The organism is Blautia intestinihominis (assembly GCF_040096655.1).
GTDB lineage: Bacteria > Bacillota > Clostridia > Lachnospirales > Lachnospiraceae > Blautia_A > Blautia_A intestinihominis.
The window spans coordinates 1-12,814 of sequence record NZ_JBBMEI010000087.1 but is presented as its reverse complement, the minus strand read 5'-3'; the positions used below and the strand labels follow the sequence as shown (position 1 = coordinate 12,814).

Sequence of the window (12,814 nt, the reverse complement as noted above, 5' to 3'; positions counted from 1 at the left end):
TATCCCACACAGGCTGGTCATTCGATTGGAATAATCCATCGATGAACTACCTGTATCATAGAACATTTTTGTGCCCTGTGCCGTATGTCCACAAAGTAGGAATTAAGGGTAAAAATCAGAAATTTCCACGATTACGGAAAGTGTGATATAATCCAGATAAGCGGCAGCAATGAAACCGTTGGAAAGGAGCGTGTGCCCATGAAAGGAGCAACAAGCATACAGGAACGCCTTTGGGAACTCCGCAAGGACAAAGGCTTAAATCTGGAAGAACTATCAAAACTAACGGGTATTTCTAAATCAGCCCTTGGCAGTTATGAAAAAGAAGATTTTAAGGAAATCAATCATGGCAACCTTATCACGCTGGCAGACTTCTATGGGGTTTCCGTCGATTATCTGCTGTGCCGGACAGAGAACAGGGAGCAGATCAACACGCCACTGACGGAGCTGCATTTGAACGATGAAATGGTTGCACTTCTGAAAAGCGGTCGGATCAACAACCGTCTGCTCTGCGAACTTGCCACCCATAAGGACTTTATCAAGTTTCTTGCGGACATTGAGATTTATGTGGATGGGATTGCCACCATGCAGATTCAAAACCTCAACACCCTTGTCGATACTGTCCGACATGAAATCATAGAACGGTATCGCCCTGGCGAAGATGACCCACATTTGAAAGTGCTGCAAGCCGCCCATATCAGTGATGATGAATATTTCAGCCACATGGTTCTGGATGACCTAAACCTGATTATCCGGGATATTCGGGAAACCCATAAAAAGGATAGTGAGAGTGCGCCCCAGACCACTGTTGCCAATGAACTGAAAGAAAATCTGGAAGCGGTCGAAAATTTCAAGGGCAGCCGTTTGGAAAAACTGGCAGTGCTTTACTGCAAGCAGCTCGGTATCAACTATAAAAATCTGTCAGATGAAGAATTTCGCTGGCTTATTCGGATTCTCCAAAAATCAAAGAAAACGGGAACGCCTATCAACCAGAGGAAAAAACGGTAAAGGAAAACCGCTGTTGCATGGTTTGTTGGATTCCATGTAGCAGCGGTTTGTGCTGTGGTTATTACTTCATTCGTTTTCTTAATATTCGGCGATAATTTGTTTCTCCCTTTGGTGCGTCCTGTATAATTTCCAACACACCATCTTCAAGCATTTTATCAATGCGATTGGAAATCCATACATCACTAATTCCAAGTTGATATTTTCCTAAAACATTACCTATGACAATAGCCATTTTGAATTGCTCTGGCTGTTCCGCAATTTCACGAAGAATGAAACTATCATATATATCTTCTGAAACGCTTTGCAATTTACCATTTAACATTGCACGCAAAGGTGCATTTTCATTTTGAAGTTGATTCCATTTCATAGCACAAGCTGAAAGAAATACAGGATTAGCTTTCTCTTGTAGAGTTATATAGTTTCCCCATTCGCCAGGAGAGACCTCGCCCCATGCTATTTTGGATGTCATAGTATTTTCTTTTCCATATTCCCATGTAGGTAACTTAACCAAATAAATTGTTGTCTGGCAGTTTAAGGGTTGAAGTTGTTTCATAAGCCAATACATACCACAAAGCTCATCTGGATTATAGCTATACCAAATGCGAATTTCTTCCCCAGCTACATATCGTTCAATCACTGAGGTCAATGTAGTTTTAATTTTCTGTATTTTTTCTTCAACCTGATAATCTAAATCCTCTACAAAGCAGACAGACAGCATTTTCTTGAAAACATTTTTCCGCTGTTCGCCAATTCCATTATCAGAAATATCTCCCACACTAAGAGCCATATCAAAACAATAAACATCACAGCTCTTGCCTCCCAATGGAATAGCATTCTCCCAAGCAATGCGTTCTTGTTCCTGTGCTTGAAGCTGTGCTTTTTTCATTTCATCTGAAGATGGAACACTCCCGTCTTCATGCCTCATAAATATTGAAACAGCACTTCCTCTATACTTTCCCTTGCCGTAAGTTTGGGCAATTTTCAAACTTCCACAGGCACTTTCACCAAATACAATTTCAATCATCTTATATACCTCCGATTTAATTGCTCCCGTTATGAATAAATCATCTCATGCAAAACAATTTCTTCTGCCCGGTTATGAATGTTATTGCAACGCTGCACCCATTCCATTTGGTGGGTACGCTTCAATTCCTCGGTTACGCCCTCGGCAGTTTTCATCTGCTCCATGATGGTGTCTAACCGTTCCTGTGCCTGTTCGTTCAGGTCTGCAAGATATGTCCACAATTCCCCGGTCAGTATCAATGTATTCAATCTGGCTGGGTGGACTTCCCTTAAATATTCCCGGTGCATCCGTCCGTACTTTCCGATAGGGCGGTGTTCCTCCGGCAGTTTCAAGTCCGGGATGTAATAATCTCCGACAAGGATATAATCAATTCCGTTTTCCGTTATTCTTGGTTTCAATTCGCTCATGTTCCTTACCTCCTGTGGAAGCAGGCTCGTCTGGTACTAACTCAATCACATCGGTAATCTCACAATTCAGCGTTTCGCAGATACGGGCTAATGTATCCATGCTGATGTGCTTTCCCTCTTTGCTCATGTTGGCAATCATATTTGTTGTCATACCAGCGGCAAGCCTTAAATCCTCTTTTCTCATATCACGCTCTAACAGTGTGTGCCAGAGTGGCTTATAGCTGATGTGCATATTGTTTTCCTGCCTTTCTATCTATACCACCGGGGCGGCTGCCCCGGCAGGAACTTTTCTCTTATTATAGCACCAATCTTGTGAAATCACAATTTATTCTTGTAGCCTGCCGCTGATACCGTCTGGATTGTGCTTTTCCTTTCGTTTTTTGTTCCAACTAATTAGCCATGAACTGTTTGATGCCCTGGCTCTTTGCTTATGTGTGATAAAGAAGTAATAGAAGTGTAAAAAATTTTGCCGTTCCTATCCGGCACATGAGGTATGTCGGATAGGTCGGGCGGTTAGGTGTCGGGCAGTTCTACCTTGCCGACAAAAGAATAATAGATTTCGATTTCCTGTCTGCGTAACTTGCCCCGGCGTTTCCCGTCAAGGGCAACGCTTTCATGGACAACGATTTTCTCCACAAACTCCCGCAGCAGAGTAGGGGTAAGTTCTTCAATGGTAGTGTGCCTGCGTACCACATTCATAAACTTTTCAGCGTTTGCGGTGGCTTCCTGCGCTTTGGAAAGTTCTTCCCGCAGTCTGGCGGCACGTTCTTTCAGTTCTTTCTGCTCGGCTTCATAGTCTGCCGACAGCTCTGTGAAACGCTCGTCCGATATGCGCCCGGTTACGCTGTCCTCATACAGCCGCTTGAAGATAGCAGATAACTCGGCTATGCGTTTCTCGGCGGCTTCCAGCTCCTTTTTCTTGGCGGCGTTCCTGCGTCTGTCCCCGTCCTCATTCTGCTCGATTAAAAGCTTCATAAACCGGGCTTCATGCTTTGCCGCATAGCTGGTAACTTTCCGCAGATTGGAGAGTACGCCAGCGGTCAAGAGGTCAGTGCGGATAAAGTGCGCTGTGCAGTCGGCGGTGCGTTTCTTGTAGCTTCCGCAGATATAACAGTCCTGCTTGCGCTTGTCCGTCTGGTATCGCTGCTGGTACATGACGCTGCCGCAGTCGGCACAAAAGAGTATGCCGGAGAACAAGCCCACTTCGTCATAACGGTTGGGGCGTTTGCGCTGCTTGCGTAACTCCTGCACCCGTTCCCACGTTTCCCGGTCAATGATAGGCTCATGGTGGTTCTCAAAAACCGCCTGCTTTTCCGGGGGATTTTCTATGCTGTGTTTCAGCTTGTAGGACGGCTTCTCGGTCTTAAAGTTTACCAGACAGCCCGTATATTCCCGGTTTTCCAGCAGATGAACCACGGTATTGGTCGCCCACTTGCACTCATAGCCGGGGTGGTAGCGGCGGGTGCTGCCCGTCCTGCGGTATTCCAGCGTCCCCGGCGTGGGGATTTGCTGCTCGGTCAGCATACGGGCTATCTTGGTCGGACCGTTCCCGGCAAGGCAAAGGCTGTAAATCTGCCGTACCACCGGGGCGGCTTCCTCGTCAATGATAAAGTTTTCGTCCTCGTCCATGAGGTAGCCATAGACGGGCTTGCTTGTGATGGGCTTTCCGCTCATGCCCTTAGAGCGTTTTACTGCCTTGATTTTCTTGCTCGTATCTCTCACCAGCCATTCGTTAAAAATGTTCCGCAGCGGGGCAAAATCATTTTCCCCCTGTGCGCTGTCCACTCCGTCATTGATAGCGATGAAGCGGACACCTTTCTGTGGGAAAATCATTTCTGTGTACATTCCCACCTGTAAGTAGTTTCGCCCTAACCTCGACATATCCTTGACGATAACTGTCCCGACTTTCCCTGCTTCAATGTCTGCAAGCATGGCTTGAAATCCGGGTCTTTGAAAGTTCGCACCGGAATAACCGTCGTCGGTGTACCAGCGCAGATTAGAAAATCCATTCTGTTTGGCATAGGTTTCCAAAATCCTCTTTTGGTTGGAAATGGAATTGCTCTCGCCTTGCAGCTCGTCCTCATGGGACAGTCTTGGGTAAAGGGCGGTAATGAGTTGCTGGGTGGTCTGTCTTAACATAAATTCCTCCGTTTCCGACAGCCAGCCCCACTATTCCGTACCTTGATTGTACCACATGGGGCGGCTGTCTGTATAGCGGCAAAAGCGTCAAATCTGCTTCTTTACGGTCGGTAAAAATGACGGTTTTTCAATCAGGCTTATCACAGGTCAAATATCCGGCGGCGGCTTCTGCTTCCAGCACTTTCATCATCTTGTCAGCGGCGGTGTCGGTCGCCCCCTCCTTGAAAAAGCCAGACACCACAAGGATTGTGTTGCCTATCCTCGTTTCGGTCACGCAGTCCGGGCGGCGGGCAGGGCGTTTGTTTCTCTGGGTGTCGGTCATAGGCAAATCTCCTTTCCGGCAAGCAGCCGTTTCAGCTGTTCCATTTTTCCCTGTGCGGCGGCTTTCCTCAAATTCTCCCCGGTAAAGCAGAGAGGGGAACACATTTCAAGCAGGCGGTCATAAATCCGGGCGTGGGCGGTGTCCTCCGGGTGCTGCAATTCCTCCAGCGTGAGGTTGGTCGTCACAATCAGCGGCTTCCTGCTCCGGTAGCGGCTGTCAATCACATTGTAGACCTGTTCCAGACCGTATTCTGTGCCACGCTCCATTCCAAAATCGTCAATGATGAGCAGGGGGAAGCTGCAAAGGCGGGAAATATATTCGTTCCTGCCCGCAAAGCTGGCGGCAAGGTCGTTTAATATTGCTGCAAAGTTTGTCATGCACACCGGGACTTCCTGCTCCATGAGGGCGTTTGCAATACACCCGGCAAAATAGCTTTTCCCAGTGCCTACCCTGCCCCACAAGAGCAGCCCGTAGTTCCCGTCCTTTATCTGTTCCCAGCGTGCCACATATCCGGCGGCGTTCTTCATCTGCGGGCAGCTGCCGTTATCGTTGGCAAATGTCCAGTCCTGCATGGTCTTGTCTGTAAAGCCCTGCCGTTTCAGCCGTTCCACCGTTTCAAGGTGGCTGCGCCGCTTCTCGGCGGCTTCCCGTTCCTTACGGGCTGCCCGCTGGCAGTCGCACTCTGACGGGTGGCGGTCACGCCCGAAAAAGGTCTTGCCCTCCGGGAAATAGGCTTCTTTGGGTTTCCGGCATTTGCCGCAGTATAAAAGCCCGTCCTCCCCGGTGTAATCCTCCGGCTCGGCTGTGGTGTCGGTCATAGGCAGTATGGTGTTGTGGATTGTATCGGTCATAGGCTTTCTCCCTCCTTGAATGAATAGTCCGGTATGCCTTTCTTTGGCTTCTCTTTGGCAGCGTCCTCCTGCGCCCACTTGTAAATGGTGGCTGCATGGCTCTGGTACTGCTTCCCGGTGGAAGCGATGTGGCAGGAAAGGCGGTCAAGGTAATACTCCCACTTGCCGGGGAAGTCCTGTTCCAGCTCCAAAAGTTCTGTGTCAGAAAGAAATACATTTTTATATCTGCCATAAGCGGCGGGGGGCTGCCCCTCACTCGCTCCTTTTGTTTGGCTCTCTATTAGGTTGTTTATATTAGTTTGGTTAGGGGACGGTTTTCCGACCGTCATAAGGTCAGTTTTCCGGCTGTCAGTTGGTCGGTTTCCCGCCCTTATGAGGGGCGGTTTTCCGTCCGTCAGTTGGTCGGAAAACTGTACCACTGGGATAGGCGGCACTTTCACATACAGACGGTTGGCGGCAGAAAAGCCCGTCCGTCTGCGTTCCAGCAGCCCGGCAGCGTCCAGTTCGTTCAGTGCGCCCTTTATGGTGGTGCAGCCTTTATCCAGCATTTCCGCTATCTCTGCTATGGGGTAGACAATGTATGTCCGTCCCTCGCTGTCCTGCCAGCCGTTCTTCTGCGAAAGGGTGGAACGGTCTAACAGCAGCGCATATAACTCTCTTGCGGTGTGGGATAGGTCTGTTTCCAGCAGGAAACGGGGGTAAGGCAGGTAAGCGGGCAGCTCCGTTCCTGCGGTCATATAATCAGCGATAGGGTTCACCTCCTTGTGGTGTCTGTCTGTGGGTTCTGTTACGCTTTTAGGGGGCGTTTTTAAGGGAAAAGGATAAATGTATCACGCACCCTTTGACACCCTCCAAAAAAGCCTTGATTTATGCGGGTTTGAAATGCCCTAAAGCGTGACATTTCTCCCTTTGTTTCCGCTTCCGTTTGGCGGCGTTTATCCGCTTCATGCGTCCGGCGCAGTCCGGGCAGTATTTCCCCCGGTTGGATTTTGGGAAGAAGAACGCCCCGCAGACAGCGCAGCGTTTCCGGCTTCCCCGGCGCAAGAGGGCGGCTTCCAGTGCTTCATCAAGGGGCAGGACAGCGGCGGTAAACCAGCGGCAGAGCAGCGAATAGCTGATACTCTGTACACACACGCAAGGCTCGCCGTCCTCCAACAGCAGGCAGTTCCCGCTGTCATAGTTGCAGCACTCATGCACAAGGCGGCGGGCTGCCCGGTACTGGCGGTAGTCCATGCGGGGGATATTACCGTTCATGGCTCTGCTCCTTTCTGCGCTGCGGCTCGCTCCGGCGTAAAATCTGGTCGATATTGCCCTTGACAGTCTGCAAGCGGCGGTACTCCTCCCGTTTTGCCCGGTAATCGTTGTAGCCGCTGTTTTTCTCTTTGATAAGGCTTTCAATCTCTGCTTGCAGGGATTTATAGCTCGGCAGCTTGGAAATGCCGTTCTCCCTGAAATAGCGGGCGGCTGCGTCTGCTATGATAAAGTCACTTTCATGCTTCTGACGGTAGGCTGCTTTTGCTTTGGCGTTTTTCTGCTGTTTCAGCCCGTCCCGGACAGGGCGGGTCTTGGAATAGGCAAGCACCTGCCGTTGCAGCTCCTTTTTCCCGTTCAGCGTCTTTTCCACCTGCTTCAACCACGCAAGGCTTTCCTGCATGGCGGCATAGGCGGCAGAACAGGCTTCGTCCAGTTCCTCCGGGGAGGAAAAGCCGTACTGCTGATAGGCGGTAACGGTAGCTGCCATTTGCTTTAGGTTGTGCTTTGCCGCCCAGCGGTCATAGCCCACGCCCTTGCCCTCGGCTCGCTTGGCTTCCCGGTCAACCATGCGCTGCAAGGTGTTGTCTGCCGGGGTGGTTTTTGCAGCTTTTTCCCCTTGTAACGGCTTTTTAACTGCGGCAGGGTATTCGGGTATGGCTTTGGTCTGTTCGGCAGCTCTGTGGGCGTTCTGCGTGAGCAGGGCAAGGACAGCAGCCTTGTCAAAATCGTCCCCCAGCTTTCGGGCTGTGATAGGCTTTGTCCTGTCCGGCGTGAGGTAGGAAAGCCGCCCCCGGCTCTCCTTGACGGTCACACCCTCCCGCAGCAAAAGGGAAGAAAACTCGTCAAAGCTGCCAGCTTGGGAAAGTGCCTGCCGTATCGTCCGGCGCAGCTTCGCCTTGTCCGTTTCAAACTTGGTGGGCTTGGTCGGCTGTCCGGCGGCTTCTCTGGCGGCGTTCTCTTTGTCAAGGGCAAGCTGCCCTTTCTTTGCCGCCCAGTATTCCCGTTCGGTTATCCGTTCCTTGCTGCCGTTCAAGAGGTCGATTTGGTAAAGCCCCTCCCGGTGGCACATTTCCATGACTTCGCTCTTGAAATATTCCATAGCGGCGTTGGTGCAGCGGTGCTTGCAGCCCTCCAGCGTGTCGGCTGGTCTGTCCATGTAGGGCAGAAGCGGGACTTCGTAAATCCGCAGGGAGTTGATGACGATATGCACATGGATATTCCCGCTGTGGTTATGCCCGTCCGGGTGGGTGCAGATTAGGGCTTGGTGTCCGGGGAAATGCTCCTTGCAGAACTGCTCGCCCAGCTCCTGCGCCCGGTCTACGGTCAAGCCGTTGTCTGTCCCGTCCCGTGGGTCAAAGCTGATGATATAGTGGTGGCTTTTCACATCTTCCCGTTTTTGGTTTTTCTCATAGCGGAGATTGGCTCGCATACAGGCAACAGCGAAATCCTCGCCCCCGCAGTTGAGGGAAGAAATGCGGTAATCCTCCCTCGGTATCAGCCGCCCGTTTTCATCAAGGGTGGCTTTCATGGTAAACTCGTCATGCTCAAATGTGAGATAGGCTTCCGCTGCGCCATAGTCGGCGTTTTTAGAGCTGATATGTTTGAATGTTGCCAACAGCGTCACCCACTTTCTGCAAGACTTCAAACTTTAGGGCAGCAAGGTCGGAAACCGCCGCCCGTACCTCCCCGGCAAGCTGCGGATAGGGACTGTGCCACTCGTTCAGCGTCCGGGCTATCTGGTTTAAGTTGCCGCCGATCCTCCCGTATTCGGCGGTCAGCTTCCCGACAGCGGCAAGCAGCTCGTCATTGATGGGGGAAACGGTTATGATGGGGCGTATGGCTGCCCCGGTTATGGCTTGCCGGATAAACTCGGCTTGGCTCATGTGGTAAGCAGAAAGCCGCTGGGCAAACTCGGCGTATTCTTCCTCGGTCATGCGTGTTTTGACTACCCGGCTGCGGTGCGGCGTGTTGTATCGTTTCATAGGTGGTTGACCTCCTTTCTGTGCGTGGTGTCCTCTCACTAATAGGAGAAAAACAGGGTGTGAAGCGGAACTGTTTTTGAAAAATCCGAAAAATATTTTGAGGGGTTTTTCAGCGGCGCAAGCCGCATAAGCAGGGTTTGGGGAAGGCACTCCCCAACAAGATTCCCGCAGGGGCAAAATGAGCGATAAGCGAATTTTGGCACCTCGGTAGAATCTTGCTCTAAGAAACTGCCGGCCTGCCGTTCACTTGCTACTGCCACTTTTTCAGAAAATCTATAACCAGCTTTTTTTATAAAAGGCTGCGGGCTGGCGTTTTTCCCTTACTCCCTACAAACCACAAAAGAGCAGAATGGACGGACTTTCCGGCAAGAACTTTTCCGGCGGCTCGGTCTTTCCCGACAATAAGGCGTTTCGGAAGCTGCGTTTTGCCCGCTGTCTGAAAAAAATGGCAGCCTTTTTTGGTTTCACTGTCTAATACGGAACTTTTGGAAATTTGCCAAAAATGGACGCAAAAAAAGCAGCAAATCTTTTTCGGATTTACTGCTTCATGTGCCGCTGCGGTGCGGCGGGATGGATATTCAGTTGAAATAAAAGAGGATGGTGGTACTTTAGTCTATCGACTCTTTACTAACTATTAGGTAATCTTGAAAGATTTTCCTTGAATTTATCTAAAGAATGTTCATTGTTTCCCGCAAAAATAAGTGGAATTGTATATTCATATGATATGCCATTTTCATAGTCCGATAATTGTATTTTTATAGTATCATCCCTCTCATCTTTAGGTGCTATATATATGAATGAATTTTTATTTATATCAGATATTTTCCCTTTTTCAGAAGAAACAGTATAACCCCAGTCTGTTAAATTTGTCTTTATTGTAACTTCTGTTTCTGTTTCTTTTCTAGTCTGCAATGCTGTTTTATCGATTTGGATATCAAAAGGAGTCGAACCTAACAATTCACTGTTTATATTTACAAGTTCTTCTCCATTTGTTTTAGAAATATTAGATTCATCTTCATAATTTTGTTGAGATTCATCTTTTGGTGTTTCTCTGTTACATCCTAATAAAAAGCATAAAATAATTAGTACTAATACAGAAAGTTGTTTTTTTTGCATTTATTTCTCCTTTCATATTATCAAAGAAAGCACTGAGAGTACTTTCAAGAAATTTTGAAATATTCTCAATGCTTTCTATTTTTTGATTATAAACTTGCCGGTAATGATACTATGTTAATTTATCTCTTTCGCGTAACCTTTGTTGCAATATACACATGCACCATTCACCCATTTGTGAGACATTTCAATCGTCTCAACTTCATAAATGCTTACTTCTCCACAAATTAAACATTGTTTGTAATTATATACATGACGTGTCGCACATTTATCTCAGTCATCATATATACCAGGCATTTCATCTTCATATCCATAGTACTGGGGAGAACCCCAACTATGAGTATGAGCGGCAAATACAGTCATTGGAGCAGCTACAATTCCAGCTACTACTGAAAGTGCTAAAATAGATTTTCTTAAATTCATAAGTTCCTCCCTTTCCTTAAAAATACATAGCTCTTTGTTACATTGTCATTTTAACATAATAATTGGTAAAATGCAATAATTTATTTTCTATTTACGAGAAAATACTGTGCATATTATCTTATTTAGGAATAGTTAAGGCGGCTACCTAAATCTTTTTATTACTTTACCGCACATGAGCATTAGCACCGGGATTGTCGTTTCCATATCCTTCCAGAAGGTTTACGACACCCCACACGCCAAGACCTGCGCCGATTGCGACTACAAGAGTTTTTAAAGTTGTAATTGCACTGCTAAAAAATGCCATATACATTCACCAAAACTGACTTCTTTCAGGTGTTTACGGGAACGAAAATACACCGACTAAAAAGCCGGTGCACCTAGTGTCAGTTATTCCTTTCCTCATTATTTTCTGTTCATTCCCAAGGTTACTCCGACAGTTCTACATGAATTACTTCCACCTCTTCTTCAGATTTCGGTGTATACTGCGGATTTAACTCTTTCTCAACTTTGTACCGGTTCTTCTCGTTTTCATCTGCAAGAAGCCGATAGTTTTTGTGTTTCGTGATATCATATTTGTCCGAGAAAAATGGTCTGGCCCCACGGATCTGCAGGATACATTTTCCACCATCCATGACTGCAATCTCATCTTCTGTCATCAGCTGTTTGCCTGTTTTCTGGTAATTCAATCCAAAGGACTTCTGATTGCTCCTCGTTTCCGAAGTGTTATACAGGTCAATGGTTTCCTTACCCAGAAGCTCGCTCATTTCCTTTAAGGTAGTTTTCTCTTTTCCTCCAAGAAATAGTGTGGTATCACAGTTACCCAGAATAGTATCTGCACTATCCTTATACATTGCCTTTAGCTGACTCTGTGACTGCAAAATAATAGAAGCAGAGATTTCCCTGCTTCGGATGGTTGCAATCAGCTTGTCAAACTGAGGAATTTGTCCAATATTGGCAAACTCATCAGCAATGACACGCACATGAACTGGCAGTCTTCCACCATATTCATCATCTGCTTTGTCACAAAGCAGATTGAAAAGCTGTGACTGTAACATGGCAATCACAAAGTTAAATGTTGTATCTGTATCGGACATAATCAAAAACAAGGCTGTCTTCCTGTCCCCGATCTTATCCAGTTCCATTTCATCATAAGACATGATCTCACGAAGTTCTGCTATATCAAATGGTGCCAGCCTCGCACCACAGGAAATAAGAATACTTTTGGCTGTTTTGCCAGCCGCCATTTTGTATTTTTTATACTGTCTGACCGCAAAGTGCTGCGGATCTCTTTCTTCCAGTTCCTGGAACATCATATCCACTGGATTCTGGTAAGTTTCATCCTCTTCACGGGTTTCGCTTTCATTCAAAAGATCCAGAAGGGTATTCAGATTCTTTTCCTCTTCATCTCCTTCATACCAGATAAAAGCAATCAATGCCGTGTACAACAGCTTCTCTGCTTTCACCCAAAAATCTTCGGAAGCTTTTTCCCCTTCGCCTTTGGTATTAACAATAATTGTTGTAACCAGCTTCAGGATATCTTTTTCAGACCGTATATAAGCAAATGGATTGTAATGAAGCGATTTGGAAAAGTTGATAGTATTCAGAACCTTAATCACATATGGTTCGTGTACCACTTTTCCTGATTTATCTTTCATAATATTTCCATTCTTATCTTTCTTAGGTGGTCCCTTTGCTAACATCTTCCCGCACTCCTCGATCAGAGTGCCTTTCGGATCTGTAATGACCATGGAACAGTTCATCTGCATGACTGACGGCTTAACGAAAAATCGAGTTTTTCCGGAACCACTGCCGCCAATGACCACTATATTTTTATTTCTTGCATACTTTGGCTGTTTAGGTCTACTTTCCATAGTCAATGCTTCTGTTGCTGTTAATGGAATATTCATCCAGGGATCTTCCGACATATAAGGTTTAATATCCTCAGCGTTTCCCCATCTGGCTGAACCATACTCGATTCCTTTCCGGAGTTTCTTTGCATCTGACTGTTTCTGCCATACCAGTAATTTCAGAATGACAGCTGCTACAATTCCTGTCAGCATATCACGCCAGTTAAAACTTGGCTGCAATCCAGTAAGAATCCTGTCTGCATGTTCCATCGCATATAATAGCTTGTTCCCAATATCTTCTCCCAGACTGTTTCTGTAAAGAAATGATGCCCGATTTGTATAAAAAGCAGTTAAGATATATGGGATATTGGTAAGAACCAGTTTCTTTTTATCCAGGGCGGACAGCCTGACCCTGATCTTATTCTTCCATTTTTGCATCAGATTTTT

15 protein-coding genes are annotated in these 12,814 nt (G+C 47.2%); 1 reads left to right on the top strand and 14 read right to left on the bottom strand.

Annotated features, from left to right (window positions below):
- Positions 1-198 precede the first annotated feature (198 nt).
- Entirely contained in the window at positions 199-1,005 is an 807-nt protein-coding gene (locus WMO75_RS16950; RefSeq protein ID WP_005924756.1) for a helix-turn-helix domain-containing protein, read from the top strand.
- 61 nt (positions 1,006-1,066) lie between these two features.
- On the opposite strand, the gene WMO75_RS16945 is transcribed toward WMO75_RS16950, so the two are convergent.
- From WMO75_RS16945 to WMO75_RS16880, 14 genes are all read right to left on the bottom strand, one after another.
- The gene (locus WMO75_RS16945; protein ID WP_005927687.1) at positions 1,067-2,029 is read right to left on the bottom strand and encodes a DUF3658 domain-containing protein; all 963 of its coding nucleotides are present in this window, start codon (positions 2,027-2,029) and stop codon (positions 1,067-1,069) included.
- Between the two features lie 29 nt (positions 2,030-2,058).
- The gene (locus WMO75_RS16940; protein ID WP_005927690.1) at positions 2,059-2,436 is read right to left on the bottom strand and encodes a TnpV protein; all 378 of its coding nucleotides are present in this window, start codon (positions 2,434-2,436) and stop codon (positions 2,059-2,061) included.
- Positions 2,396-2,668 carry a helix-turn-helix domain-containing protein gene (locus tag WMO75_RS16935; RefSeq protein WP_002593556.1) on the bottom strand — a complete coding sequence of 91 codons (273 nt, stop codon included), beginning with the start codon at positions 2,666-2,668 and terminating at the stop codon, positions 2,396-2,398. Before WMO75_RS16935 ends, WMO75_RS16940 begins: the two co-directional genes overlap by 41 nt.
- Positions 2,669-2,949: 281 nt before the next feature.
- Positions 2,950-4,575 (bottom strand): recombinase family protein, encoded by a 1,626-nt coding sequence (locus WMO75_RS16930; RefSeq protein ID WP_002594230.1) that lies wholly within the window; start codon positions 4,573-4,575, stop codon positions 2,950-2,952.
- A 127-nt stretch (positions 4,576-4,702) separates the two neighbouring features.
- A complete protein-coding gene (locus WMO75_RS16925) occupies positions 4,703-4,897 on the bottom strand; it encodes a transposon-encoded TnpW family protein (RefSeq protein ID WP_002594231.1) in 195 nt (64 codons plus the stop codon).
- Entirely contained in the window at positions 4,894-5,748 is an 855-nt protein-coding gene (locus tag WMO75_RS16920; RefSeq protein WP_002594232.1) for an ATP-binding protein, read from the bottom strand. Before WMO75_RS16920 ends, WMO75_RS16925 begins: the two co-directional genes overlap by 4 nt.
- Complete coding sequence (locus WMO75_RS16915; protein ID WP_002594233.1) at positions 5,745-6,485, bottom strand: replication initiator protein A; 741 nt, start codon at positions 6,483-6,485, stop codon at positions 5,745-5,747. Before WMO75_RS16915 ends, WMO75_RS16920 begins: the two co-directional genes overlap by 4 nt.
- A 130-nt stretch (positions 6,486-6,615) precedes the next feature.
- Complete coding sequence (locus WMO75_RS16910) at positions 6,616-7,002, bottom strand: cysteine-rich VLP domain-containing protein (protein ID WP_002594234.1); 387 nt, start codon at positions 7,000-7,002, stop codon at positions 6,616-6,618.
- Positions 6,992-8,617 carry a relaxase/mobilization nuclease domain-containing protein gene (locus WMO75_RS16905; protein WP_002594235.1) on the bottom strand — a complete coding sequence of 542 codons (1,626 nt, stop codon included), beginning with the start codon at positions 8,615-8,617 and terminating at the stop codon, positions 6,992-6,994. Before WMO75_RS16905 ends, WMO75_RS16910 begins: the two co-directional genes overlap by 11 nt.
- Positions 8,589-8,984 carry a plasmid mobilization protein gene (locus WMO75_RS16900; RefSeq protein ID WP_002594236.1) on the bottom strand — a complete coding sequence of 132 codons (396 nt, stop codon included), beginning with the start codon at positions 8,982-8,984 and terminating at the stop codon, positions 8,589-8,591. Before WMO75_RS16900 ends, WMO75_RS16905 begins: the two co-directional genes overlap by 29 nt.
- A 627-nt stretch (positions 8,985-9,611) precedes the next feature.
- Entirely contained in the window at positions 9,612-10,100 is a 489-nt protein-coding gene (locus WMO75_RS16895) for a hypothetical protein (RefSeq protein ID WP_002569239.1), read from the bottom strand.
- Positions 10,101-10,370: 270 nt separating this feature from the next.
- Entirely contained in the window at positions 10,371-10,520 is a 150-nt protein-coding gene (locus WMO75_RS16890) for a hypothetical protein (protein WP_242998592.1), read from the bottom strand.
- 163 nt (positions 10,521-10,683) lie between these two features.
- Complete coding sequence (locus tag WMO75_RS16885) at positions 10,684-10,824, bottom strand: Maff2 family mobile element protein (protein ID WP_029732077.1); 141 nt, start codon at positions 10,822-10,824, stop codon at positions 10,684-10,686.
- A 121-nt stretch (positions 10,825-10,945) separates the two neighbouring features.
- Positions 10,946-12,805: a VirD4-like conjugal transfer protein, CD1115 family gene (locus WMO75_RS16880; protein ID WP_222891062.1), complete on the bottom strand. Its 1,860-nt coding sequence runs from the start codon at positions 12,803-12,805 to the stop codon at positions 10,946-10,948.
- Positions 12,806-12,814: the final 9 nt, after the last annotated feature.

Excerpts from the sequence above, each read along its gene's own strand:
- WMO75_RS16900 (WP_002594236.1), bottom strand. The coding sequence starts at position 8,984 with ATGAAACGATACAACACGCCGCACCGCAGCCGGGTAGTCAAAACACGC.
- WMO75_RS16940 (WP_005927690.1), bottom strand. The coding sequence starts at position 2,436 with ATGAGCGAATTGAAACCAAGAATAACGGAAAACGGAATTGATTATATC.
- WMO75_RS16910 (WP_002594234.1), bottom strand. The coding sequence starts at position 7,002 with ATGAACGGTAATATCCCCCGCATGGACTACCGCCAGTACCGGGCAGCC.
- WMO75_RS16895 (WP_002569239.1), bottom strand. The coding sequence starts at position 10,100 with ATGCAAAAAAAACAACTTTCTGTATTAGTACTAATTATTTTATGCTTT.
- WMO75_RS16920 (WP_002594232.1), bottom strand. The coding sequence starts at position 5,748 with ATGACCGATACAATCCACAACACCATACTGCCTATGACCGACACCACA.
- WMO75_RS16915 (WP_002594233.1), bottom strand. The coding sequence starts at position 6,485 with ATGACCGCAGGAACGGAGCTGCCCGCTTACCTGCCTTACCCCCGTTTC.
- WMO75_RS16890 (WP_242998592.1), bottom strand. The coding sequence starts at position 10,520 with ATGAATTTAAGAAAATCTATTTTAGCACTTTCAGTAGTAGCTGGAATT.
- WMO75_RS16880 (WP_222891062.1), bottom strand. The coding sequence starts at position 12,805 with ATGCAAAAATGGAAGAATAAGATCAGGGTCAGGCTGTCCGCCCTGGAT.
- WMO75_RS16945 (WP_005927687.1), bottom strand. The coding sequence starts at position 2,029 with ATGATTGAAATTGTATTTGGTGAAAGTGCCTGTGGAAGTTTGAAAATT.
- WMO75_RS16930 (WP_002594230.1), bottom strand. The coding sequence starts at position 4,575 with ATGTTAAGACAGACCACCCAGCAACTCATTACCGCCCTTTACCCAAGA.
- WMO75_RS16885 (WP_029732077.1), bottom strand. The coding sequence starts at position 10,824 with ATGGCATTTTTTAGCAGTGCAATTACAACTTTAAAAACTCTTGTAGTC.
- WMO75_RS16935 (WP_002593556.1), bottom strand. The coding sequence starts at position 2,668 with ATGCACATCAGCTATAAGCCACTCTGGCACACACTGTTAGAGCGTGAT.
- WMO75_RS16925 (WP_002594231.1), bottom strand. The coding sequence starts at position 4,897 with ATGACCGACACCCAGAGAAACAAACGCCCTGCCCGCCGCCCGGACTGC.
- WMO75_RS16950 (WP_005924756.1), top strand. The coding sequence starts at position 199 with ATGAAAGGAGCAACAAGCATACAGGAACGCCTTTGGGAACTCCGCAAG.